At 43.0% G+C, this 23,449-nt stretch carries 24 protein-coding genes and 2 pseudogenes; 19 read left to right on the forward strand and 7 right to left on the reverse strand.

Annotated elements, in window-relative coordinates:
* Positions 1-182 precede the first annotated feature (182 nt).
* The 3 genes from ATB74_RS17205 (at position 183) to ATB74_RS17215 (ending at position 1,960) form a co-directional block, all read left to right on the forward strand.
* Positions 183-1,007: a DMT family transporter gene (locus ATB74_RS17205; RefSeq protein WP_061019240.1), complete on the forward strand. Its 825-nt coding sequence runs from the start codon at positions 183-185 to the stop codon at positions 1,005-1,007.
* A gap of 287 nt (positions 1,008-1,294) precedes the next feature.
* Entirely contained in the window at positions 1,295-1,732 is a 438-nt protein-coding gene (locus ATB74_RS17210; protein WP_061019241.1) for a hypothetical protein, read from the forward strand.
* A gap of 48 nt (positions 1,733-1,780) precedes the next feature.
* Positions 1,781-1,960: a DUF1289 domain-containing protein gene (locus ATB74_RS17215; RefSeq protein WP_061019242.1), complete on the forward strand. Its 180-nt coding sequence runs from the start codon at positions 1,781-1,783 to the stop codon at positions 1,958-1,960.
* A gap of 9 nt (positions 1,961-1,969) precedes the next feature.
* Here the strand turns inward: ATB74_RS17215 and rcnR are convergent, their stop codons facing one another.
* Positions 1,970-2,245, reverse strand: coding sequence for a Ni(II)/Co(II)-binding transcriptional repressor RcnR (gene rcnR / locus ATB74_RS17220; RefSeq protein WP_060981805.1), 276 nt, complete (start codon positions 2,243-2,245; stop codon positions 1,970-1,972).
* A 348-nt stretch (positions 2,246-2,593) separates the two neighbouring features.
* Here rcnR and ATB74_RS17225 point away from each other — a divergent pair, with 348 nt between their 5' ends.
* The 7 genes and pseudogenes from ATB74_RS17225 (at position 2,594) to ATB74_RS17255 (ending at position 8,050) form a co-directional block, all read left to right on the forward strand.
* Positions 2,594-3,316, forward strand: coding sequence for a DUF1007 family protein (locus ATB74_RS17225; RefSeq protein ID WP_061019243.1), 723 nt, complete (start codon positions 2,594-2,596; stop codon positions 3,314-3,316).
* Positions 3,317-3,411: 95 nt separating this feature from the next.
* The gene (locus ATB74_RS17230; RefSeq protein ID WP_061019244.1) at positions 3,412-4,512 is read left to right on the forward strand and encodes a nickel/cobalt transporter; all 1,101 of its coding nucleotides are present in this window, start codon (positions 3,412-3,414) and stop codon (positions 4,510-4,512) included.
* Positions 4,513-4,680: 168 nt separating this feature from the next.
* Complete coding sequence (locus ATB74_RS17235) at positions 4,681-5,175, forward strand: YcxB family protein (protein WP_061019245.1); 495 nt, start codon at positions 4,681-4,683, stop codon at positions 5,173-5,175.
* Between the two features lie 79 nt (positions 5,176-5,254).
* Positions 5,255-5,449, forward strand: a pseudogene (locus tag ATB74_RS24445) (phosphoesterase); the annotation flags it as partial.
* 312 nt (positions 5,450-5,761) lie between these two features.
* Positions 5,762-6,268, forward strand: coding sequence for a YgjV family protein (locus ATB74_RS17245; protein WP_061019247.1), 507 nt, complete (start codon positions 5,762-5,764; stop codon positions 6,266-6,268).
* 285 nt (positions 6,269-6,553) lie between these two features.
* Positions 6,554-7,642 (forward strand): acyltransferase family protein, encoded by a 1,089-nt coding sequence (locus ATB74_RS17250; protein ID WP_061019248.1) that lies wholly within the window; start codon positions 6,554-6,556, stop codon positions 7,640-7,642.
* A gap of 162 nt (positions 7,643-7,804) precedes the next feature.
* A complete protein-coding gene (locus ATB74_RS17255) occupies positions 7,805-8,050 on the forward strand; it encodes a hypothetical protein (protein ID WP_060981798.1) in 246 nt (81 codons plus the stop codon).
* A 58-nt stretch (positions 8,051-8,108) separates the two neighbouring features.
* Here the strand turns inward: ATB74_RS17255 and ATB74_RS17260 are convergent, their stop codons facing one another.
* On the reverse strand, positions 8,109-9,920 hold the full coding sequence (locus ATB74_RS17260; RefSeq protein ID WP_061019249.1) for a trans-sulfuration enzyme family protein: 1,812 nt from the start codon (positions 9,918-9,920) through the stop codon (positions 8,109-8,111).
* Positions 9,921-10,062: 142 nt separating this feature from the next.
* On the opposite strand from ATB74_RS17260, the gene ATB74_RS17265 reads away from it, so the two are divergent.
* Positions 10,063-10,518, forward strand: coding sequence for an Lrp/AsnC family transcriptional regulator (locus ATB74_RS17265; protein ID WP_061019250.1), 456 nt, complete (start codon positions 10,063-10,065; stop codon positions 10,516-10,518).
* Between the two features lie 12 nt (positions 10,519-10,530).
* Here the strand turns inward: ATB74_RS17265 and ATB74_RS17270 are convergent, their stop codons facing one another.
* The gene (locus ATB74_RS17270; protein WP_061019251.1) at positions 10,531-11,022 is read right to left on the reverse strand and encodes an arsenate reductase; all 492 of its coding nucleotides are present in this window, start codon (positions 11,020-11,022) and stop codon (positions 10,531-10,533) included.
* A 479-nt stretch (positions 11,023-11,501) separates the two neighbouring features.
* Here ATB74_RS17270 and ATB74_RS17275 point away from each other — a divergent pair, with 479 nt between their 5' ends.
* A complete protein-coding gene (locus ATB74_RS17275; protein ID WP_244270925.1) occupies positions 11,502-13,808 on the forward strand; it encodes a PAS domain-containing hybrid sensor histidine kinase/response regulator in 2,307 nt (768 codons plus the stop codon).
* A gap of 210 nt (positions 13,809-14,018) precedes the next feature.
* Positions 14,019-14,876, forward strand: a complete 858-nt coding sequence (locus ATB74_RS17280) for an endo alpha-1,4 polygalactosaminidase (protein ID WP_061019252.1) — start codon at positions 14,019-14,021, stop codon at positions 14,874-14,876.
* Between the two features lie 128 nt (positions 14,877-15,004).
* Here the strand turns inward: ATB74_RS17280 and tnpA are convergent.
* Positions 15,005-15,193, reverse strand: a pseudogene (gene tnpA / locus ATB74_RS23895) (IS200/IS605 family transposase); the annotation flags it as partial.
* Between the two features lie 283 nt (positions 15,194-15,476).
* On the opposite strand from tnpA, the gene ATB74_RS17285 reads away from it, so the two are divergent.
* The 5 genes from ATB74_RS17285 (at position 15,477) to folM (ending at position 19,794) form a co-directional block, all read left to right on the forward strand.
* The gene (locus tag ATB74_RS17285; RefSeq protein ID WP_061019253.1) at positions 15,477-17,093 is read left to right on the forward strand and encodes an endonuclease; all 1,617 of its coding nucleotides are present in this window, start codon (positions 15,477-15,479) and stop codon (positions 17,091-17,093) included.
* Positions 17,094-17,414: 321 nt separating this feature from the next.
* A complete protein-coding gene (gene folK, locus ATB74_RS17290) occupies positions 17,415-17,912 on the forward strand; it encodes a 2-amino-4-hydroxy-6-hydroxymethyldihydropteridine diphosphokinase (RefSeq protein WP_061019254.1) in 498 nt (165 codons plus the stop codon).
* Between the two features lie 142 nt (positions 17,913-18,054).
* Positions 18,055-18,432, forward strand: a complete 378-nt coding sequence (gene folX, locus ATB74_RS17295; RefSeq protein WP_017102704.1) for a dihydroneopterin triphosphate 2'-epimerase — start codon at positions 18,055-18,057, stop codon at positions 18,430-18,432.
* A gap of 10 nt (positions 18,433-18,442) precedes the next feature.
* Positions 18,443-19,081 (forward strand): GTP cyclohydrolase I FolE, encoded by a 639-nt coding sequence (gene folE / locus ATB74_RS17300; protein ID WP_061019255.1) that lies wholly within the window; start codon positions 18,443-18,445, stop codon positions 19,079-19,081.
* On the forward strand, positions 19,078-19,794 hold the full coding sequence (folM, locus tag ATB74_RS17305) for a dihydromonapterin reductase (protein WP_061019256.1): 717 nt from the start codon (positions 19,078-19,080) through the stop codon (positions 19,792-19,794). The genes folE and folM overlap by 4 nt, the downstream gene beginning before the upstream one ends.
* 54 nt (positions 19,795-19,848) lie before the next feature.
* On the opposite strand, the gene ATB74_RS17310 is transcribed toward folM, so the two are convergent.
* The 3 genes from ATB74_RS17310 to ATB74_RS17320 form a co-directional block, all read right to left on the reverse strand.
* On the reverse strand, positions 19,849-20,205 hold the full coding sequence (locus ATB74_RS17310) for a hypothetical protein (protein ID WP_061019257.1): 357 nt from the start codon (positions 20,203-20,205) through the stop codon (positions 19,849-19,851).
* Positions 20,206-20,261: 56 nt separating this feature from the next.
* Positions 20,262-21,134, reverse strand: a complete 873-nt coding sequence (locus ATB74_RS17315) for a patatin-like phospholipase family protein (RefSeq protein ID WP_060981789.1) — start codon at positions 21,132-21,134, stop codon at positions 20,262-20,264.
* 82 nt (positions 21,135-21,216) lie between these two features.
* Positions 21,217-21,555 (reverse strand): hypothetical protein, encoded by a 339-nt coding sequence (locus ATB74_RS17320; protein WP_061019258.1) that lies wholly within the window; start codon positions 21,553-21,555, stop codon positions 21,217-21,219.
* Between the two features lie 314 nt (positions 21,556-21,869).
* Here ATB74_RS17320 and ATB74_RS17325 point away from each other — a divergent pair, with 314 nt between their 5' ends.
* Positions 21,870-23,378 (forward strand): DUF3360 domain-containing protein, encoded by a 1,509-nt coding sequence (locus ATB74_RS17325; protein ID WP_061019259.1) that lies wholly within the window; start codon positions 21,870-21,872, stop codon positions 23,376-23,378.
* Positions 23,379-23,449 lie beyond the last annotated feature (71 nt).

A 23,449-nucleotide genomic window follows, 5' to 3' on the forward strand; every position in this document is an offset into this window, starting at 1 on the left:
GCCAATAACTATCGTGTGCAAGATTAGATTTACCGTTTGCAGAGATCCTAATGACAAGTAGAAGAGATCTGATTAAATGAAAGGTTTCAATTGAATGCGGCGGTTAAAATCTGCACAATCGCTCAATATGGAAACCTGACACGCACGATAAGGAAATCACTATCTCATCAACGATTCTTTGGATGATAGGCACTCTGATGTCATTCAGTTTGATGGCCATCGGAGCACGAGAGCTCAGCGGTAACATCAGTACATATCAAGTATTACTTGTGCGAAGCATCATTGGTTTGTGCGTCGTGTCATCTCTGATCTTCGCGTCTAAGCAAAAGGAACTGTTCTCGACAAAGCGACTGCGTTTGCATAGCCTACGTAATGTCTTTCACTTTGGAGGGCAGTTTGGCTGGTTTGTTGGAATTGGATTACTTCCCCTATCGGAAGTGTTCGCGCTTGAATTCACCGTCCCACTTTGGACAGCTCTATTGGCGAGCCTCTTCCTGGGTGAAAGCCTGACACTTAAGAAAATGATGGCTATCGCATTAGGGTTACTCGGCGTTGTCATCATTGTTCAACCGACTCAAGATGTCATAAATGCCGGAGCTGTTGTCGTGTTGTGTGCAGCGTTTTGTTACGCGGTCGCGCATACGTCCACCAAATCATTGGCCAACACTGAGGCTCCGCTGACCATCCTGTTTTACATGTGTTTAATCCAACTGCCGATTGGCTTGATTCTGTCTTGGCAAGTATTCAAAACACCTTCAACTCTAGAATCGGCTTGGTTGTCACTCGTCGCCCTTTCGGCGCTCTCCGCTCATTATTGTTTGACCAAAGCCATGAAGAACGCTGAAGTAACTCTGGTGATGATACTCGATTTTTTCAGGCTTCCTGTTATCGCAGTAGTTGGGATTTTACTTTACGACGAGCCATTGACGTTCGCGCTAATCATTGGTGGTGTGGTGATGCTGATCGGTAACCTATTCGTTACTTACAAAGGTCGTCGGCCTTCGTAGCCGATAAAACAATAACAGGCAAACCCGACCACTAAAGCGCAATTTTGTTTAGCTGTGTTTACGCGTCTAGCTAAACGGCTTAAGCCTCTTTGCCCAAATAAAATTGCCTCGCACTTGCGGGGCCTTTCTTTATACAAAGCAACTCAACTCCCCCTCTCTTAGCGCTGAACTTCAAATAACCACATATACTAGGGGGTAGTATTTTATACTGGGGAGGGGTATAGTTTTTTGAACGCAATATCATGAGCTTCACCAACCCTATTACCAGATAAGAGAAGAGTTTCTGAATGAAAGACGTTAAGGGTGTATTCCGCAACCTAGAGAAAATGCTGCGCAAAGCGAACTGGTTTGAAGATGGTTGGGAAATTTATAACCGTGGCGAGTACCTTCAGCTATACAAAGAGAATTGGTTCAACCAGAATCAAGGTGGCGTCCACTTTGAAACCTTTATTGAAGGGCCTCAGGTTAAACAAAAGGCCTTTCCTATCTGCATGCATGCGGAAGAAGACTGCCCTGCCCAACCTGAATTTATACGTCAGTTCAAAGAGTTGGAACAAAGCCGTATTGAAAGTTGGAAAGGATACAAAACCCAAGATAACAGTTACGGTATTTGTCAGCGAACACTGCCTTTGAATTTCAAAAACCTTGAACAGCGTTTGTTCGAAGAATTCAACCGACTACGAGCGCTTGAAGCGAGTGTCGATAAGGTGCTAGAGAGACTATAACTCAGACAAGCTATAACTAAGACAGGCTTTAATAGGACAGATTCTAAAATGAAAAAGAAAAAAAGCCCGTGTATCGACATGTGTGACTTTTCAAACAGTAAAGGTTGGTGCTTGGGGTGTGGTCGAACTCGAGAAGAGTGTAAGGCTTGGAAAACGATGAAGCCTTACGCCGTTAATGCTTTAAAGAAAGAGCTAGTGAAAAGAAAATCACAAATGAAAGCTCAATAAATCAGACCTTTATTTGATGTAAGAGTCTAAAACTTTAAGTACTACTTCCATATCTTCTTCACGCTGATCCTTGTCATCTTCTAGCACAACATGTTCTAGGAGATGGCCTTTAATCACTTCTCTCATCAAGCCGTTGACCGCACCACGAATGGCCGCTATCTGCTGCAATACATCCTGACATTGCTGCTCTTCATTATCCAACATCTTCTTTAGGCCATTCACCTGACCTTGTATTTTGCTGACTCGAGCCTTTAGCTTTTTCTGATCTTTGGCTGTGTGCGACATAGCATTTTTTACTCACGTGACTGAATGAAAAGGGATAGAGCGTAATGTAGCACCTTATTTATACTGGGGGGTAGTTTTTAGCGCAGTTAACGCCTGTTATCACAGGCCAAGCTCAAGCCCACTACAAAAAGGCCTCTTACAACCGAGATCTTAATCGACTATTCAACGTCACACACTAGTCTGAATAATGTCAAATTAAGCACCAATCAAAGATGTTTACAGGAAAAATGGGTTGAATTGAAAATCAAGAATGACAATCCGCTTTAATGTAAGCAAGCTTATAATTTGAAGTGAATAACGCAGCAAATTGTTATAATATAACATAACACTAAATAACCATCATTTCTCATGAAACAGCTATTTATTCTAATCGATGTCATCAATCGCCTCTCCTCACGCTATCTAAGCCGTTTCGCGACATGCTTTCGCTCTTTCAAGGGCTTGACTGTTGGCCTAGCACTCTTGTTTTTTGCGCCAAATCTATATGCCCATCCTCACTCTTGGATAGAGATGAAAACTCATATTGAGGGAGATAATGGCATGATCACCGGTCTCTCTATGGAGTGGTCTTTTGATGCAATGACATCCATGTACATGTTGGATGGCGAAGACGTCTCCGCCGATACAGAAGCTGAAACATTCAAAAAGCTCGCTGCGTCTGTAATCGAAAACATGATGTACGAGCACTACTTCACGTATTTTTATGATGGTGAAGAGCCCATCAAATATCAGATGGTTGAGAACGCAAAGTTTGAGCGTGATAAAGCCAAGATGGTTCTAACATTTGACCTACCACTTTCTAAACCTAAGCCAGTGACACGAGACTCGCTTCGCGTATTGATTTTTGACCCTAGTTACTTTGTCGACATGTCGTGGCTATCCAACAGCGACGTGACCCTGTCATCCGAACTAGCGAGACAATGCCAGTTAGAATTAATCGAGCCTAACCCGACTCCCGAGCAGATGAGTTATGCGATGTCTCTACCTGTCGATGCAGATCCAGATAACACGCTAGGCCAACTGTTTACACAATCGGTTGAGCTTCATTGCGCTGCGGTTCCCGCTTCTTAGTCTCAGTAATTCGTTTCAGCCATTAAAGTCAGCGTCTAACTGATTAAGCATGGCAACTAATTAGCAGAAAGATTTCAGATATAGGTTCTTGTTAAATGAAGAAAAATCAGTCCAAACTCAATCACTACCTCATTGGAACTGGTGCGTTCGTGCTTATTGTTGTTGGGGCATATCAACTGTGGTCTATGTGGCCATCGTTAGTTATCTCTAGCATCCAATGGCAAAGAGAAGTCAATTCAGAGCTTGCAGACCTACTCTATGAAGCTAAGTCCAACCCTTGGGGTGCAGGCAGTTACCTTATCGGGTTCAGCTTTATCTATGGCATGCTTCATTCTCTGGGGCCTGGGCACGGCAAAGTTATCGTATCTACTTACTTAGCAACTCACCCAACCAAAGCCAAGGCGAGTTTAGTGCTTACGGTCGTCTCCGCTTTTTTACAAGCACTGGTCGCGATCTTACTAGTAAGCGTGTTGCTGTGGGGCTTTAGTGCTTCAATGCGAGTCGTGAATGACAAAGCGAATATGTTTGTTTCATTAAGCTTTGCCTTAGTCGCGGTCGTCGGCGCGCTTATATGTTGGAAGGCTTTGAAAAACATCTATACCGCTATGCGTAAGCCTAAGCTGAAAGTGAAAGCCATCACCACACTCGCAACAAACACAACTGCACCAATTTCAGCGCGTTCGCCAATGGCACTGCGTTCATCAATATCAGCCCCTTCCCCTATAATAGGCGCGACTAGCGCAATGCAAACCGCTGCTGCTCACACTCATACAGATCAGTCTCACGCCGACTGTGGGTGCGGCCACCAGCATGTAGCCGATGCAGACGCAATCAACAAAGCCTCAACGCTCCGCGAATATGCGGGAATCATCGTGACGATTGGCGTAAGACCGTGCACCGGAGCCATCATGGTTCTGCTTTTCGCGAACATGGTTGGCCTATATTGGATGGGCGTATTGAGCGCCTTTGCGATGGCCGTAGGCACAGCACTAACAACCTCTTTAATTGCAATGATGACGCTAACAGGCAAACACTTAGTGAAACGCTACTTGGCAGCAGGCAACAAGAACAGCAACACCTCATTAAAAGCCGCAGGTCACTACTTGCAACTCTTTGGCGGCATTTTGCTTGTGTTGATTGGCTTGTTATTGATGAACGGTCAAGACAGCGGCATGTCCCCTGTTTTCACTATGTAGTGCACAATACCAAGAACAAACCCTGACGGTATTATTGATTTACAAAAGAGAAATAAAACCGCTAAAGAAAAGTACCGAGAAGCGATACAATGCTCGAGTTGCGAGATCGCAGCATAAAATACCAATTCAAAGAAAGCCCATTAACAAGTAGCATTAAAGTAGCCTCACATGTCTAAAGAACCCGGTTTCACTACAGAATACAAACTCGACAAGACGTTTTTCGCGGAGTGTTATGATCAAACTAGCCTTCCGACTCAATTTCCAAAAGCCTATTTGAAAGGCATACTGTTTCTAATTTTTGGTGTGGTTCTGCTAGAGTTTGAACTATTACCTAACGGTTACGTTGGCTGGTTCTTTATTGTTTTGAGTGTAATTGAAGCGTTCAGTGTGTACTGCAAAAGAACATGGTGGTTATGGCGACAAAGAATCAGCTCTGGCGCTGGCAGCAAAATAGTCTTTCAAGGTGACACGAACGGTGTGAGTTATAAAAACCATAAAGCGACCAACACTATCGCTTGGAGTGACATCGACCAGCTTGAGCAGACCGATCTCGGCTTTATCCTTCATATTGGTAAACAGCGCCAATATGTCAGTAAATCTTGCTTAAGCGATGAAGCCATTGCCTTCATGATTGAACACCATGCCGCATCAAAAGCGAAATAACACTAATAAATGCCTGCTGACTTAGCAGGCATTTTTCTATCACCTTTAATTCTATGTATGGAATGGTCGGACAATAACAATGAATACCGTGTACCAAATCAGTGATTGTCACCTTTCAGATAAATCCAGCTATGAGAACCTGCGCAGAGCACGGGAATACGTCAACAAAAACACGGCATGCAAGACAATTTTTCTGACTGGTGATATTTTTTGTAACACAAAGCCGGGCGACTACGTTAGATTTAAGGCGTTTATTAGACAACATATTAGCGAGAATATGATGATCTTTAGGTGTAAAGCTCAACAATTTAAAGTGGTTAAATGGTAACAAAGAGTGATATCCCTTTATTCTTTCATGCTTTCCTATAGAATCACCGCAAACATCAGACGCTATAGGCCTAAGGAGCAAAAATTGAATATATGTAACATTCATATTTCTTTTGCCTGTCATCCTTTGCAAAGCCAGAGTAAAGCCGTAGCGATCTACCTCCCCTGCAATAAATAACCGACACAATGTCGCTCATCTCCAAATGGAGTTGGGCCGTCTCGAAGTTTTCTATACTAACTGGTTATTATTGGAGGGTTTATGTCCCTTTTTATTGCCTCCCAGATATTGGTAGGTCTAGCTGCACTGTTCGATATCGCATCGTTCCAGTTCAAAAATCGAACGCTACTTTTATCTGCACTGTCTATATCAGCCCTGCTTATTGCTGCTCATTTTGCACTACTTAAGGAGTGGACTGCTGCATGCTTGTTGTTCATCGGAGCATGCCGTTATTTTACTGGCATCTTCATCGTAAGCCATAGAATAAAATGGCTATTTTATTCTGTAACACTCTTAGGCACACTCTTAACATTCAATGGCTTAACAAGTGCTCTAAGCTGTACAGCGTCTCTATTACATACGAAAGCTTCGTTCAGTAGCAATGACAAATTAATGCGTTGGATGATGGTTATTGGCACAGCGGTTTGGTGTATACATGATGTGTTGGTCGGTTCACCAGTCGCTGTATTGATAGACGTTCTATTTATTGTAAGTAGTGCTGTTGGATACTATAGAATTCATATCAAAAAACCTGTTTTAGTCATTTAAGCTCTGACATCAATAATCTCCCCCTCTCAAATGCAGTTAAACATTATCTTTGGGTTAGCGACTGAGGGGAGAACATTCCTTAAAGCAATAACTTCGGGGTGTATCTAATGATTCGATTCTCATCCAGTTCGCCTAATTCACCTACCCAACTGACTTGACCGTTTTGGTCAGTGGTTGAGAAAGGTTAAATTGATATTTATGAATAAAATCAGAAAAAGTAACGTTTAATCGGGTCTATAGTTAAATCAAAGGGAGATCGACGCTAAAATCAAACGGGAAGTTTATATGTTTCTACAATCGATAAGTAATTTTAGAGGAATTACAATAGTTCTAATCGTCATGGGACATTCGTATACTTACGGACTATCGAGCACTGATGAGATTGGAAATATTCTAAAAAACATAATAACTGGAGGTACATCGCTCTTCGTTTTTATATCAGGTTATATGTTTTACCACGTCTTCTACAGCCGCTATGGCTACAGTAAATTCGTTCTTGGGAAATTTAAAAATGTTGGTGTGCCTTACTTGATTCTTGGAAGCATCGCCACCCTCGCTTTCTATTATCTTAATTGGGGGTACTTTAATCCTATTGAGAACATGGTTGATCCGGAAAGTGCATACCGAAATGGTGTATTGTTCGAACAGTCAGATCCAGACATCATCACCGCAATAAAGTATTTGTTTACAGGGCACTTCCTCACTGCCTATTGGTATATCCCCTTTGTTCTTTTGTGCTTCTTATCTGCTCCTATGCACATGCGTTTTATCAAATTAGCGCCTAAGTCACAGCTTATGGTTATTTGTTTCCTTTCGATACTGTCTCTGTTCGTTCATCGAGCGGTTGAAGGGACTAACCCACTCCAGTCTCTGGTGTATTTTACGCCAATATATTTGATAGGGATTAGCGTGTGTATGAATAAAGATAAGGTCACTGAGTGCTTAAATAGTAAGACACTACTTCTGTTGCTATTTATCGTTGTCATGCTGTCTATTTATCAAAATTACACTGGTATCAATGGTAATTCACACAAGCCATTTTTTGAATACGATGGGATAGACGTTGTTTTTATTCAAAAGGTTGCCCTCATTTTTTTACTGTATGGAGCTCTTGAAAAATTGAGTTTTAAATCTAAATATTTAGACACCATTTCAGATACAAGCTTTGCGATTTTTTTCATCCACCCGTGGTTGCTACTGTTCCTCGAAATCGCAGACGCTAAATATTTTGGTGGCACCTTAAAAAGCGACTTTAACATTACTCTCTACCTAGGGATCTGCAGTGGAATTGTAGTCACATCCGTTTTCTGTGCGAAAGTAATGAAGATGGTATTTCGAGGTAGCAAAAAAACAAGATACTTAATCGGGTATTAAATGAGCACACAATAGGCACCATATGCTTCTAGGCGATGCCTTTGAATTTATTCATTTTTACTAGCTTGTTGTGGTTAAAATGCCGTATGGTACAAACGATAAAATGATAAATACTTACGGACTTGCCACAGAGGCTCTCCATTTTACACGAAAAGACTTACTATGAATTTTGATATCAATACACTGAAACACCACCAGCTAGTCGAAGATGGACAATTAGAAGGGTGTTACATTCATCAGCCAGTACAAGGCAGTCAACCAGATGATAAAGCGGTTTTAGCAGAGCGCCAAGCGCTTGAAAGCCAAGGGTATAAGGTGGTTCAAGTTAAAGCGAAAGGCGGAACAACTACGTTTGCCGAGGCTATGCAAGAGCTTGCGAAGAAGACAGGTCATCAAACCAAGGACTAAGAAATTGGTTAGAGATAAGCACCCTGCCGATTATTAAGTCAGCAGGGTGTTTTTTTATTTACTGACTCAGCTGCCCAAACTTCGGCAAACTCTTCACAAACCTCTGGTGTACATCCATATAGGTTTGCATATAGATTTCATCGATACTGTCACCACTCGGGAAGCTGGATGAGAAATCGACGTGGTTGCGGTCAATCGACAATTTAGCGGCCTCGACAATATGAGCAATGAACATTCTAGGATCTTCCAAGCCGATAGAGATACGCATTGTAGTCGGTTTGATGCCTGCTTCATTGAGCGCTTCATCGCTGAGTTCTGAATGCGTGGTCAGTGCCGGACACAGCGCCACCGTATTGGTTTGCCCTAAGCTTACTTGCATGCCGATAGCCGGCTCAAGCATGTCGAAGAACTGTTTGAACCCATCTCGATTGATTGGCGCACGATCGCCGTTACCTTCCATATCTATGGTAAACAGCGCCGCTGGTAAACCCAAGTACATGTTGTTCTGGCAGTGTTCATAGTTATCACTGTCTGGCAAAGCAGGACACGATACATTGATGTCTGGGTGCGTATCAAAAATCTTCGCCAGAGTCAGTGTATTAATGGTTTTCTGCACCACACGCATCTCATAAGTTTTCATACCATTAAGCACTTCAAACGCTTTGTCTGCATCTAAGAAGGCACCTTTAATGTAATACACATTCCAGAACAGGGTTTCGTTCCAAGGAATAGTCGCCTCATCGCCATTGGGCTTGGTGAAAGTCACCTCCTCCCCTTTTGGAACAAACATGGTCTCGTTACGCCCAATCACAACCCCAGCGGTGGTGGTGCCAGAACCCGCCAATTCTTTGGTGTAGGAATGAACGACATAGTCTGGCCTTTCCATCACATCATCACGTTTAAGTACTGGGTGAAGCAATGGCGTGCCTACTGTTGAGTCAACAATCACATCCCAGCCACGAGAGTGAGCCGCTTTACTGATGTTGGCGACATCTAACACGTAGCCATGTGGGTTACACGGTGACTCTAGGTAAACGTAGATCTTCTTACCCGCAGAGAGACGATCTGCGTATTTGTCCGCAACCTCATCAAGGCGAGCAGCAAACTCATCACCGGAGTAGCCATCCACCCACTCTACCGCGACATTTAGATTAGACGGTTTGCCAAACCAATCTTCCAACAGCTGATAAGAACCGCCATAAATATTGCGTGAGGCCAACACAATATCTTCATGTCCAAGTAAATGGCTTAAAAGCCCATCAATAGCCGCCATACCGGAATTAAAGTTCCATGCGAGGTATTCATTGGCTCTTGAGCCTGCCTCTAGATCAACCATGTGGTTCGCCAGTGAAATCGATGTCGGGTTGAGAAGTCGAGAATAGATATCGTGCAGTGGCTCTTTACCGTTGAATGCGTCTTCAATCCATTCTGTACACGCAAACAAATAGGTCGCGGTACGCGTAATCACAGGGCTAGCGGAGAATATAGCAGCGACATTATCGAAGATAGGATACGCACCTTTGGAGGCAAAATTGCCATTGTTGGTGGCAATGGATTGGTAAGTGGCGCGCATTGGGTTTTGTAGGTTGTCGAGGATCTTAGCTATCTGGAATGACAAAAAACGTTTGGCGTTAAACCAAGCGATTCGGTCACTCTTGTCGAGCTCTGAAAGTCCATCAACCGTCAATGCCCAAAGGTCGTGAGTCTTGGTATTGGCTTTATACAGTGTCGTCGCCAGTTCAATCAGCGTGATGCCGTAATCACTGTTTGAGTCGATACCAAAATGCTTAGCTTGCTCAATGGCAAGCGCTTCTGCTTGTTCGTGTTTGGTCGTTTTACGCAGCGGGCTAAGTTGAGTTGAAGTATTCATAGTTCCTAAGTCATTCCATGCTTGTTATTCCTCCTTTAATTCTAGTTTTGTTCAGATGTTAAAAATTGCAATTTGCGTAGGAAGACATACACTTTGAGCAATAATATTGCCGAATATAATTCGATATTGATGGAATATGCCAATGGACGAAATCGACAAAAGAATACTGGCTGAACTGCAAAGTAACGCTCGGCTGACGAATCAAGAGCTGGCCGATCGCGTGGCACTGTCGCCCTCTCCTTGTTTGCGTCGAGTTCGAGCATTAGAGAAACAAGGGATTATTCGTGGCTATCACGCCAGTGTCGATCAAGAAGCGTGTGGCCTGCCGGTTAATGTGTTTGTGTTGGTAAAGCTTGAAAAGCCGACAGAAGAGAACATGCGAGACTTTGAGCTCGACATTGAAGCCATTGATGAAGTATTAGAGTGCTTTCTGATGACAGGCAATCACGACTACCTATTGCATGTGGTGAGCGAATCGCTCAAAAGCTACGAGCAGTTCATCCGCAAGCAATTAACCCGCCTGCCCAATATCGCTTCTATTGAATCGAGCTTCGCGTTTGGGCAGGTAAAGGCAAAAACGAAACTGCCAGTCAGGTAAGTAAAGTCGCTGTTAAGTAAGCAAAAATGGCTTTTGACCTTGTGCTTGAGTACTTTCTAATAGCTGCGCTACTTCAAGAGTTATTTGGTCTACAACCTCTTTGACAAACACGGTTCTGTCATGACCAGATAATTCTATGGCGGCTCCGAGATTGGGGATTGCCCAGTGAAGCCTATTTGGTATGTGTGAACAAACCACGTTTACGCATTCAACAAACAAGTCACACTGCTCATTACTTATTTGGTCACATAGTGTAATCACGTAATCGAAGTTTTCATTTGTCCTTTTGTATTCAAAAACAGTTTTGCTTTCGGTCTTTATCGTTACATCAAGTAAGTTAGACAATTCGTCTAAGATAACTTTAGGGGTTACTCCTGGCTCAAAACCACAGCAGCTAGCGTGTATCACCCCATTAGATTGCTGCTCGGCAATCGCTTTAGCAATAGCAGCTCTTACGCCTTTTTTGACGCAAACAAATAGAACGTTGATAGGAGCTATATTCATGTAAAAAAACCTTGCAGATAATTATCCTATCTCAAACATAGGTATTTGGGGTGTTTTTTTCAACAAGATAAGTACTTTATACACAAAAATTAACCGCCTAGCTCGTGGCTGCTGTCGTGCAGTGAATTTGACCTGTGATTTAAAGTTTGAGCATACCTCAGAGAGTCCGTTAGTCGGAAATTAAAAAATACCATCCCCATTCTGTCTAAGTATTTATTCTACGAATTTAATTAATCTGCTCTTAAAGAAGCTATCTATCCTATATTTTTCATATAACTCCGAGAATAACATGGAAGTCATTAAAGCATGACCAAGCTATCTTCAATTAGCCCCAAAGTGTGCTTGTACTCTTTCTCTTGCTTACGTCTTTGACGTATGGTGGCATTTCACTTTATGTCCTCTCTAATCACAGCCAGTCGACCGTTAAGCAACTGCAAAGCGGTAACAGCCGTTTTGAGCTTGAGTCTGCCAAAATTTTCATGGAGAAGTACCTAGAGGTTGCAGAAGACCGTATTATTTTGGCTTCCCAGTATCAAGGAGTAATAGATGCTGTATCAAGCTCAAATATAGAGCGACTCTCATTTCACCTGGAACGGTTCAAAGGCCAGAACCAATCGATGCAATTTGCAGTACGAGATCGTACAGGTCAGTTGTTGTTTGAAGATACATTTCGCCACCCCGCGTCAAAGCAAGAACAAACCATCTTTATGGCAATGGCTAATCAAGAAGTAGATGAGCGCATTTTGTACCTTTTGCATGATGATGCTAACCATATTTGTATCAAGCTATTTATGCCGTTGTATCAAGCTGGAGATTTTAAGGGGGTTTTATATGGTGAAACGGCAGTCGATTATGATGAGTTCTTTGGTTCATTTGTAACGAATCGAAAGCGTTGGTACGAGCTTAGTCAAATAGTTCCCCCTGTTGCTTCTCTCACTGAAACGGACGAGACACATGCACATAGCCACCATTCACACACCATAGCGAAAAATAAATACAATGAAGAAGAGTGGCTCTTAACCCAAACGGCTTTGACCAGAGGCGGTTTGGTATTAACTCAAGGGGTAAGCAGTTCTTTTGTTAATAATCAGTTGTTACGCTTACAAAAGGATCTTTTGAATGGCCTTTTAATTGTATTAGTAATTAGCTCTATTTTTGTTTTTTTGATGGGACAAAAATTATTCGTTAACCCCCACAGAGAATTAGAAGGGTCGAAGAAGCTACTTGAAGAGTCGAACAAACGATTAGCAGAACAAGAACGTGAAAGTCACCTCCTAGCAACAGTAGTCAAAACGGCTAGAGATGGTGTTGTTATAACGGATAAGAAAGGGCGCATAGAGTGGGTAAACAGTGCTTTTGAGACAATGACAGGCTATCGCTTAGATTCCGTAAAAGGGCTAAAACCAGGCTCATTTTTGCAAGGGGAAGAGACTTGTCTTGATACCGCACGCAGGATAGGTTCAGCTATTCACAAAGGTGATCAAGTTAAAGCTGAAATATTGAATTATTCCATCGACAAAACGGCCTATTGGATCGACATTGATATCGTACCTTTGCGCAACGCGAAAGGTGAAGTTGAACGTTTTATCGCGATTGAACGCGATATTACAGATTTTAAGAAGCTTGAGTTGAAATTAGAAGATCAAGTAAATAAAGCGCACCAAGCGAATAATGCAAAATCACTATTTTTGGCGACAATGAGCCACGAAATTAGAACTCCGATGAACGGCTTACTTGGTATTCTACAAATGCTTGTCGACGACTTGGAGAAGAAAGAGCAGAGAGAAGTGCTCCGGTTAGCGCTTGACTCAGGCGAGCACTTAATCGCTATTCTTAATGACATTTTAGACTTAGCTAAAATCGAAAATGACAGTTTAGAGATTGATCCGCATCCATTCAAAATGTCCAACATAACTAACCCCGTATTAAACACGTATCAAACCTTGTGTTCAGAAAAAGGCATTGAGTTTTCTTTGCTTGATGATAGCGATGCCGCCTTCTCATACAATGGCGATTCCGTCCGAATCCGACAAGTCATTCTTAATTTAGTCGGAAATGCACTTAAGTTCACCGAAAGTGGCTCAATCAACGTCACTATCAAACCTCTAGGCGGTTCTGCGATGGAGTTCGCTGTAGAGGATAGCGGCATCGGGGTCCCAAATAGTAGGCTGAGCTCCATCTTTAATGAGTTTGAGCAAGCCGATCTATCTACGACAAGGAACTATGGCGGGACTGGGCTTGGATTAGCAATTTGTCACAAGCTTGTGACTTTGATGAACGGACAGCTCCATGTAACAAGTGAACTGGGTACAGGAAGCCGCTTTAGTTTTGTTATCGACCTACCAACGGTTGCGTCTGAGGATGAGAAAATAACAACAACGCAAGAAGTCGACCTCACTCCGTTTAAAGTTCTAGTAACCGATGACAACAAAATGAACCTTATCATCGCCAAAGGATTTTTAGATAAATTAAACGTTGAGTGCGTTACTTGCAATAGTGGCTGTGAGGCTTTAACACACTTGGAAACAGGTCGCTTCAACCTAGTCATTATTGATAACCATATGCCGAAAATGAATGGTTTAGAAACAGTTCGAAAAATACGACAAGCTGGTCATAATGATCTTGTTATCTTTGGCTGGACTGCCGATATCATGCAAACATCAACTCTAGCTTTCATTGAAGCAGGCGCAAATGAAGTGTTAACTAAACCGCTGATTAAGTCAGACTTAGTGGACGCACTTTCTCGTTACCTCAACCTAATAAAAAAGGTAAATAGAGCAAGCTAGCCGTCGTTTGCTCTGTATTATTTATGCAATATAAATAGCACTACCTTTTATCTACATTTCAAAGTCGCTAACTCTCTAACCCACCAACCTCTTTCTCGTAGAGGGTTATTAATACTTTTTCTTGGCAACAAATCACCCAATAGAAAAACAATTATTGATGAGAATTAATTTATAAAATACATTCACCAAATCAATCAAATGGAGAGAAGCGTGAAATACTTATTAGTTACTCTTTGTGCTGTCATTCTTTCTGGCTGTAATTCGAGTGATGATGGAGAACCGTCTAATAATTCAAACTCTCGAGTTATTCTTGAACCGAATGTAGCCCCTATTTCAGCCGGTTCTTGGTATCGCCCCCCTGTTTCAGTCACATGGCAATGGCAGTTAGAAGGCAATTTAAACACCTCTTATTCTGTTGCTCTCTATGATGTAGACCTTTTTGATACGAGAAATACGACAATACAAAATTTACAACAATCAGGAATAAAAGTGGTGTGTTACTTTTCAGCCGGATCTTATGAGAATTACCGAGATGATAAAGACCTCTTCTTGCCAAACACGCTTGGAAATACGCTTGATGGCTGGGCTGATGAGCGCTGGCTTGATATTCGTTCGGATAACGTTCATTCAATCATGAAAAAACGTCTGGATATTGCCAAGAACAAAGGTTGTGATGGTGTTGAGCCTGATAACATGGATGGGTACACCAATAAATCTGGGTTCAATCTGACGTCTCAAGATCAGCTCGCATACAATCGATTTATTGCAAACGAGGCGCATAAAAGAGGCCTTGCGGTTGGATTAAAGAATGACCTTGACCAAATAAGTGAACTGGTCGAGTACTTTGACTTTGCTGTTAACGAACAATGTTTTGAGTACAGCGAATGTGATGCACTGCTGCCTTTTATTAATCACGGCAAGCCCGTTTTAACAGCTGAATACTTAGATAAGTATGTCAACAGCTCTAGTGAGAGAGAAGCAATATGCCAAGAATCTCGGGACAACCAATTTAGTACCCTAATCTTGCCCCTTGATTTAAACGATAGTTTTAGGTTTAGCTGTTTGTAAGGCGTCCAATAATCATCATATAAAATATCCGCCTTCATAGAAGGCGGTTTTGCTTTATAACCCCCTAGAAGTGGGCATCCACGCTATCAGCTCTTAAATAACTGCAGTTGTTGTTCATACACTATGTCCTATTTATCTTGGTGTCGTACATATCGTCGAATGACTTCTCCATTCACACCGACCGTATCGACAAAATACCCTCTAGCCCAAAAGTGATTTCCCCATAGTTTCTTACGTATATGTGGAAATTTATTGAAAAGTCTAATTGATGTTCGGCCCTTTAAAACACCTAACAAACTCGAGAGCGATAACTTGGGTATTTCTTCAGGCTTTAGTAGAGGTTACATTTACTGTAGGCAGGGCTTGTGGATAAGTGCTTATTTTGGGTTCATCGCAACTTTCCCCTGAAAGCCAAGATGAACCTTTTTTCAATAATCTAGCGTGTGAAAGCATTAGACAGGCCGATATCACATTGCCTTACATCACATATATTAATAAAAGTAATGTTACTTACATTTATAAATGTGATGTTTATCTCCATTCATCTTTTGATTACTTTCTAAGCTTAGTTGGTTTTTATCCGATTAAACAGAAGGTTATATGATAAATAGAATAATAACACTAAGTGGCGTTGCATTACTTTGTTCAGCGAGTGCGCATGCGCAAATGCAAAATGGAAGTTTCGAAAGTTGGGAAGGAAATGTACCATCTGGATGGAGTGTGATTGACTCCGGCATTGCAGTTTCACCCTCTAGCGTTCCTGTTAATAACGGCAGTTTCTCTGCACAAGTAACAGTGAATACAAGTACTCAAAGTAATACCGATTTTCTTCAAACGATACGTGTTGAACAAGGGAAAACTTATGATTTCTCTGTCGATGTTTACCACACGGAAGGCAACGTGAAAGCTCGCCTTTTTGTTGATGGCTATTTAGGTTACTCGAATAATGGTTTAACGAATCAGTGGCAAGCATTGACTCACTCGTACAGTGCTACGAGCACCAAAGATATCGTTGTGGGCGTACGATTTTATGATGATGCAGGTTTTGATGGTTCGGAAGTGGTGTATTTAGATAACTTTCAGCCTACGGAGACTCCACCAACACAAAGCTGCAATGACACAAGTGCCGCACTCACGCTAGTGACGGATAACTATGGTTCTGAAACCAGTTGGTCTCTCAAAAACTCAGTTTCTCAAACTCTTTATTCTGGTTCAGACTATAAAAATAACACCATCAATGAAGTGGAAATGTGTTTAGCGGATGGTAGCTACATCCTAGAAGTCTCAGACTCTTATGGAGATGGAATGTGTTGCAGTGTGGGGAATGGTTCATACAGTTTGTCGGTAAACGGAACCGTTGTGGCGTCTGGTGGTGATTTCCAAGCAAGTCAGAGTACAGAATTTACGGTTGGTGGTTCAACTACACCACCAACTGAACCACCAGTTTTAGGTGAGTATTACAAAGACGCTGAAGGCAAAGTGGGCTTTTCGTTAAAAACGGCCTTATATCAAATTATTGATAATCATAGTAGTCAGGGTTACACCGCTATTTGGACGTTGGTGTCTGAGGCTGACCTAGACGCATACTATGACACTGATGGGTCGATTCTCGATATGTATTCGGAGAAACCTTCAGGCTCAGATTCAATCCAATTTACTAAGGTGGTCGATCAATGTGGTCAATACAGCAAAGAAGGTGATTGCTACAACCGTGAGCACTCATTCCCGAAAAGCTGGTTTGGTGGAAAAGTCGAGCCAATGAACTCTGACGGGCACCATTTATTTGCCACTGACGGCTACGTTAACTCGAAACGCAGTAATTGGCCATTTGGTGAGGTAAGTAGTGCAACATACACATCAAGCAATGGTTCTAAATTAGGCAGTGCAGCAAACTCTCTTGGTTATGCAGGTACGGTTTTTGAGCCAATTGATGAGTTTAAAGGTGATTTCGCAAGAGCATATTTCTACATGGCAACACGCTATGAAAATGAAATCGCTAATTGGGAAGGGAACTCTACAAGCTCTGATGCCGTTCTGGATGGAACCAATACAACCGTTTTTGAACCTTGGCTACTTACTATGCTAAAGCGTTGGCATTCTGAAGATCCAGTAAGCCAAAAAGAAATCGACCGAAATAAGGCGGTACATGATTTTCAAGGGAATCGTAATCCGTTTATTGACCATCCAGAGTTTGTAAGCCAAATCTGGGGAAATTAATCGGAATATAACCACCATGACAATGGTTTCATGATTATTGAATTGAGCCCAATCCTTTGTTTGGGCTTTTTCATTTACCTTTAGCTTTCTAGTAAATGCAAATTTAGGGGGAAGCTGTAGTTCATTTATGCCCAGAACCTTCGTAGGCTGAGTTTTTACTCGTGGCACTTTCTAGCTCACAAGTTCCCTTTGTTCTGACTCAAAACAGGCAAAATTTGCGGCAGAACCGTATTTTTTTTTATCTTCGTGCCTCTAAGAAGGAAACATAGCTGATCTTCATTGCGAGTTAGACGTATAGGCTCCTTAAAAGGAAGGAAAACTATGGCCAACGTTTACATCAGCATCGGAAGCAACATTAACCGCGAACACCACGTCACAGAATCTCTCAAAGCATTGAACGACCGCTTTGCACCGCTGCACATTTCTAATTTCTACGATTGCGAGCCAGTCGGTTTTGTGGGGGACAACTTCCTTAACCTAGTCGTTGGGTTTGAATGTGACCTATCTGTCGCAAAGTTGGTTCAGGTTCTACATCAAATCGAATCAGAGAACGATCGCAAGCGTCAGACCAAAGCCTATGCTTCACGCACTATGGATATCGACATCCTTCTTTATGGTAATCAAGTGGGCGTTATTGATGGCGTAGAGCTGCCTAGAGGTGAAATCACCGAGTACGCTTTTGTGCTCAGGCCGTTAGTCGATATTGCCGCACAACAACGGCACCCCACTCTAGACATCTCATATCAGCAGCTCTGGGAAAGCTTCGATCAGTTAAGTCAGAAAACCAAACCCATCCCTTTCAATATCAGTTTCACCTAGCCTCTACATGACTGAAAAAAGAACGGCTGCAACAGGAACAACGGCTAAAGGAGCGACTGAACTCTTAATCACCTGAGCTTTACTGATCTTTTCTTAAAACAAGCACGTAACTGACTTCACTTTCTAAGGATTGGACACTGTTATGAATCACAACGCCATTATCACCATTACAAACCTGAGACTAAGAACCTTCATTGGCTTCAACGAAGAAGAAAAGTCCAAGCAGCAAGACATCGTCATCAATGCAGAAATCCACTACCCCGCTAATAACCTTTGCCTCTCTGATGATGTGGACAACGCGCTTAACTACAAAAACATCTGCAAGAAGATCATTCAACATGTCGAATCCGGAAGGTTTCTGCTTTTGGAGAAGTTAACCAGCGACGTACTCGGCATTTGTATCGATCATCCATGGGTGAAATACGCTCAAGTGAGAATCGACAAGCCTCATGCGCTACGTTTTGCCGACTCTGTTTCGCTAACGCTTAGCTATGAAGCAGACAACGACAATAATTCATAAGGAGTGCGTCATGCTAAATACAGAAGCCGAAAAAGTAAGAGAAGCTTTGCTCGCAAGAGGACTTGAAACTCCAATGACACCGAGCGAAATGAATCCCAACCAGAAGTACAACCGCATTAAAGGACTTTTGACGGAAGTTGTCAGTACGCTTGGACTGGATTTAACCGATGACAGCCTTGCTGAAACACCTCATCGCATTGCGAAGATGTACGTCCATGAGATATTTTCAGGGCTCGATTACGATAACTTCCCGAAAATCACTGTTATAGAAAATAAAATGTCGGTTGATGAAATGGTTATGGTATCGGATATCGACTTAACATCTACGTGCGAACATCACTTCATTACTATTGATGGTTTAGCGGAAGTAGCCTACATCCCTGAAAACAAGATTCTTGGGCTGTCTAAAATCAACCGTATCGTCCGATTCTTTGCTCAGCGTCCTCAGGTACAAGAACGCCTTACTCAGCAAATCCTAGTCGCGATACAGACTCTAGTGGAAACAGAAAACGTGGCCGTGACGATTAAAGCCACGCACTATTGCGTTAAATCCAGAGGCGTCATGGATGCAAACTCTGAAACCTCAACAACCGCGCTCGGTGGTATTTTCAAAACTAACCCTCAAACTAGAGCTGAGTTTTTACGATGAGTGAAACGATACTAATAACCGGCGTGGGAAAGCGACTCGGCTTCGCACTGGCGCAGCAACTTTTAGCGGATGGATACAAAGTAGTTGGCACCTACCGCAGCGACTTCCCTCAACTGCAACTGTTGCGCGATAGTGGAGCCGACTTGCAGCAGGTAGATTTTTATCAACAAAGTAGCCTAGAGGGCTTTCTTCACTACGTTGGTCAAGAATATAAGACACTTCGAGCCATCATACATAACGCTTCAGACTGGAAACCTGAGAACAAAAACAATCCCTGTGAAAATTCATCACAAATCATGCATCAGATGATGACGATTCACGCCACCGTGCCTTATCTGTTCAATTTAACACTCAAAGACCAACTGATGTCTGGCGATAAAACGTCAGACATTATCCACATCAGTGATTACGTTGCGGAAAAAGGCAGTAAAAAACACATTGCTTACGCGGCCAGTAAAGCTGCACTCAACAACCTGACATTGTCTTTTTCAGCGATGCTGGCTCCCAAGGTGAAAGTAAACACCCTCTCTCCAGCCATGATTAAGTTCAATGAACATGACGATGAAGCATACAAAATCAAAGCTCTGCAGAAAGCTCTGATTCCGACAGAAGCGGGCTTTGAGGAAATAATAGATGGCATCAAGTTTGTGTTGGCCAGTCACTACATGACAGGAAGAACTTTGCACCTTGATGGCGGCAGGCATTTGAAGTGATGCTCTTACATTGTCTGCTACCTAAAACGGCTGCTATATAGCGAATGCAGTTAACTAGAAACCGCTATAAGAAAGAGGAAGGCGATTTTCTTCATCCCAGCCCGACAACTCAATATTGATCAATGATTTGCGCTGCTCATTACAAAGTGAAGCGAGATTGATGATAGGCAGTTGGCTGCGAAACTGCGCGGTAAGTATCACCTTTTTACTTTCACTCAGGCTGTTTCGACATTGCGTTAAAATCGCTTCGGTATCTAATTGGTGTGCGTTCTCGATAATCTGAATAGCAACGTTTTTTTTATAGTAACTTGTTAGCCAAGATATAGCCTGCTCTTCCACGCTGGTGAGCACGATGACATCTTTTGTTGCCACCAGATCGTTAAGTTCAAGTTGTTTGAGTTCAGCTTGCATAAATACCCTCTTCGTCAAGTCAGTGACCTACACAATAAAAATCAGCGACCTAACCATTAAAGTCGGTTACCCAGTTTAGTCTGTGCCAAATGGTAGCCTTTATCTATCATCTCTTGTGAGCGATCAAACTCTAAGGTGCCACAGGCATTGCGTGGGATCTCAAGCGTAATATCGGCGGGGTAAGCGGCCAATTTTTGGCGAGCAATGGTCGATTGCATCGCATCAAACGCTTGGTTGGCAATGTCGTAGGCTGCAAAGTTAAAGCTCATTTTGCTTTTTACACTGCTACCTAGATTATCGATAAAGTGGACGACCTTGTCGTGCAAGTTGCCCTCTTTCGCAGGTAAAGAAGCAGGGTTCACTTCCTGTTGTACCATTTCAGGTTCACCACCTAAGTTCACAGCCAGAGTAACGTCTGTATTGTCTCCAAAGGTAGGCGCTATCGGTACGGGATTGAGTACACCGCCATCAATGAGCTCTTCTCCATTGATAACATGAGGTGTGAAGAACAGTGGCAAAGAGATAGAGGCGCGAATAGCATCAAAAAGAGAGCCTGATTGCAGCCAAACCTCTTTTTCATCGGCGACGTTGGCAGCGACGGCGGTATAAGGGATGGGCAGATCTTCAATTGAAATCTCGCCGATCAACTCACGTAGTGTGTCGATGATCTTGTCCCCTTTGAACATCCCGCTCGATTGCCATGAAAAGTCCAACATCATAGCCATATCCGATTGGTCGATACTGGTGACCCACTCTTCAAATTCATCCAACTTGCCCGCAGCGTAGACACCACCGATAAGTGCACCAATTGAACAGCCAGAGATGGATTTTATCTGATAGCCATGCTCCATTAACCAACGGATGATTCCAACGTGCACCAAGCCTCTTGCGCCACCACTGCCAAGTACCAATGAGATCGTTTTTGCCATCGTATTAATCCTTTAGTTTAAATTCTAGGTGGGCTAACTCGCCGATTTACCAACTCGCCGATCTCAACTCACTGAATCACTCTCAGTCCATACGGGTAATGAAGGTTTGCTCGTCATCGACAAAAGCCACGTAGTCGCCGTGATAGACAAAAACCCGACCACGCCCTTCAACGATACACGCAAGCTGTGGGTTCAAATCTTCTTCAAGATCTTTACTTTGGTACGTGCCGGTATCAGTGATCACACCGCGGAGTGTAGGCAGAAATCCATAGCTACGCTTGGCTTGATCAATCAGGCTCAACTCGCTAGCGGTAGAAAAGTAAGCTGGGATTGGGCCTGCATCTTCGATAAACATAGTTTTCAGTTCTTCAAAGGCTGTAATTACCAGCCAGTCGATGCCATTTACGTGATGGATAAACATTGTTTATAAATACCTAGTTTCTCGATAATTCTAATGCGGAGATTCTATCACTATCAGTGCATAACGTGGGAGAAATTAAGGGACTACAAATAACCAGACACCCACTATCTACAGAGTCTAATACTAGTCGACCTACTCTACGACTAATGTCTAACTAACTGAGTCTATTTGTTTTTTTTGGTTTGGTATAAGGTAATAACAACTAAATGTTAATGAATCTTTAACTATAAGTTGACATGTTGTTTGCGCTTCTGCGTGAGTAAATTACGTTTGTTGGAACAACACACCTCAGAGTGTGAAAGAAAGGAATCAAAATGAGCAGCACTTTAGAGTCCGTACATATACGAAGAGATAAGCCTCAAGCCAACGAGGACGAACTCTCCTATGAACAACAACACAAACCAAGCTCAGAGTTTGACTCCCGAGAACAGTATTTAGAACACGAATTACAAATCATGTCGCCTAAGCGCTGGCGTCCAAACTTACCGTTTAAAGATTACCGATTTGAAATAGAAGACACCATCCCAGCGATGGCCGCGACCATTGGTAAAGTGGTTATGGTGGGCGCTATCGCAGCAACCTTTGCTGGAGCGCTCGGGTTGAATGAAGACTTCATTCTAGAAAACGTTCGTTATGAACTCCTCATCGCCTCTGTTTTCATCATTCTTTTCTCTGGCTTTTTATTGCCGACCGCTAACCTCGCTGGTACTCACGGCCCGCTTATCCCTTTAATTCCTATTGTCGTTGCTGCAGGTGGCCACCCTATGGCGTTTGGCTTGTTGATTGGCGCTTTTGGTTTACTCTTAGCCATCAGTAAAGGTGGCAGCATGTTGGCTAACCTAACCAGTAAAGGCGTGTGTGGCGGCTTACTGCTCTACCTTGGCTTTGTGGGAACGGCTTCTCAAGTGAAAAAGCTATTCGCTTGGGCTGAAGGAATCGGTATGAGCCACATCGCTTTTGTTGTGATCTTTTGCACCATTATTCTGTACGCGCTATTGGAGCACTTCCGTAAGCGTTGGTTAGCTGTGCCTCTTAGCTGCTTGCTGGGTGGTACGATTGCATTTGCCATGGGCGCCCCATTCGCTTTCCACACAGAGCCTGGCTTACCTAACATGAACCCTATGTATTGGTGGGGAGAAGACACAGGTTGGATGCTAGGTCTACCAACGATTGAACACTTCATGGTGGTATTGCCGTTTGCGATTCTAGCGGTAGCGATGTGGTCGCCAGATTTCTTAGGGCATCAAGTATTCCAAAAGATCAGCTACCCAGAACGTACCGAAAAAGTACACATGAACATTGACGACACCATGACCACAGCGTCAATTCGTCAGACGTTTGGTTCTCTGCTCGGTGGTACTAACTTTACGTCTTCATGGGGTACTTACATCGTACCGGCGGCTATTGCTAAACGCCCTATTCCTGCGGGCGCTTTGCTCACGGCTCTGTTCTGTATCATCGCCGCGGTTTGGGGTTACCCGATGGATCTAGCTATCTGGCAACCTGTACTGTGTGTCGCCCTGATTGTTGGGGTATTTGTGCCACTGCTAGAAGCTGGAATGGAAATGACGCGTGAAGGGAAAACCACCCAGTCGGCAGCGATTGTTGTATTTTCTTCAGCACTCGTTAACCCTGCATTTGGTTGGGCTCTCACCATGCTGTTGGACAACTTAGGCTTAGTTGGTTGTAAAGAACGTAGTAGCGAACTGAGCAAGATGAGCCGTTGGGTGCTGCCAGGCATTATGTTTGTTGTGCTAACAAGTGTCATGGCGTTGGTTGGCCTTCTACCAGGGATTCCAGCGATTATCCCAAGCTTTCGTTAAGCTAGATTAATCGTTAACTTCAATAGAAATACAAAGGCCTCGTACATGCGAGGCCTTAGTTTTTCTATCAA

The organism is Vibrio splendidus, assembly GCF_001557875.1.
Classification (GTDB): Bacteria; Pseudomonadota; Gammaproteobacteria; order Enterobacterales; family Vibrionaceae; genus Vibrio; species Vibrio splendidus_F.

Coding starts and splice junctions, on each gene's coding strand:
- ATB74_RS17205 (WP_061019240.1), top strand. CDS start 183: ATGATAGGCACTCTGATGTCATTCAGTTTGATGGCCATCGGAGCACGA.
- ATB74_RS17210 (WP_061019241.1), top strand. CDS start 1,295: ATGAAAGACGTTAAGGGTGTATTCCGCAACCTAGAGAAAATGCTGCGC.
- ATB74_RS17215 (WP_061019242.1), top strand. CDS start 1,781: ATGAAAAAGAAAAAAAGCCCGTGTATCGACATGTGTGACTTTTCAAAC.
- rcnR (WP_060981805.1), bottom strand. CDS start 2,245: ATGTCGCACACAGCCAAAGATCAGAAAAAGCTAAAGGCTCGAGTCAGC.
- ATB74_RS17225 (WP_061019243.1), top strand. CDS start 2,594: ATGAAACAGCTATTTATTCTAATCGATGTCATCAATCGCCTCTCCTCA.
- ATB74_RS17230 (WP_061019244.1), top strand. CDS start 3,412: ATGAAGAAAAATCAGTCCAAACTCAATCACTACCTCATTGGAACTGGT.
- ATB74_RS17235 (WP_061019245.1), top strand. CDS start 4,681: ATGTCTAAAGAACCCGGTTTCACTACAGAATACAAACTCGACAAGACG.
- ATB74_RS17245 (WP_061019247.1), top strand. CDS start 5,762: ATGTCCCTTTTTATTGCCTCCCAGATATTGGTAGGTCTAGCTGCACTG.
- ATB74_RS17250 (WP_061019248.1), top strand. CDS start 6,554: ATGTTTCTACAATCGATAAGTAATTTTAGAGGAATTACAATAGTTCTA.
- ATB74_RS17255 (WP_060981798.1), top strand. CDS start 7,805: ATGAATTTTGATATCAATACACTGAAACACCACCAGCTAGTCGAAGAT.
- ATB74_RS17260 (WP_061019249.1), bottom strand. CDS start 9,920: ATGAATACTTCAACTCAACTTAGCCCGCTGCGTAAAACGACCAAACAC.
- ATB74_RS17265 (WP_061019250.1), top strand. CDS start 10,063: ATGGACGAAATCGACAAAAGAATACTGGCTGAACTGCAAAGTAACGCT.
- ATB74_RS17270 (WP_061019251.1), bottom strand. CDS start 11,022: ATGAATATAGCTCCTATCAACGTTCTATTTGTTTGCGTCAAAAAAGGC.
- ATB74_RS17275 (WP_244270925.1), top strand. CDS start 11,502: ATGGAGAAGTACCTAGAGGTTGCAGAAGACCGTATTATTTTGGCTTCC.
- ATB74_RS17285 (WP_061019253.1), top strand. CDS start 15,477: ATGATAAATAGAATAATAACACTAAGTGGCGTTGCATTACTTTGTTCA.
- folK (WP_061019254.1), top strand. CDS start 17,415: ATGGCCAACGTTTACATCAGCATCGGAAGCAACATTAACCGCGAACAC.
- folX (WP_017102704.1), top strand. CDS start 18,055: ATGAATCACAACGCCATTATCACCATTACAAACCTGAGACTAAGAACC.
- folE (WP_061019255.1), top strand. CDS start 18,443: ATGCTAAATACAGAAGCCGAAAAAGTAAGAGAAGCTTTGCTCGCAAGA.
- folM (WP_061019256.1), top strand. CDS start 19,078: ATGAGTGAAACGATACTAATAACCGGCGTGGGAAAGCGACTCGGCTTC.
- ATB74_RS17310 (WP_061019257.1), bottom strand. CDS start 20,205: ATGCAAGCTGAACTCAAACAACTTGAACTTAACGATCTGGTGGCAACA.
- ATB74_RS17315 (WP_060981789.1), bottom strand. CDS start 21,134: ATGGCAAAAACGATCTCATTGGTACTTGGCAGTGGTGGCGCAAGAGGC.
- ATB74_RS17320 (WP_061019258.1), bottom strand. CDS start 21,555: ATGTTTATCCATCACGTAAATGGCATCGACTGGCTGGTAATTACAGCC.
- ATB74_RS17325 (WP_061019259.1), top strand. CDS start 21,870: ATGAGCAGCACTTTAGAGTCCGTACATATACGAAGAGATAAGCCTCAA.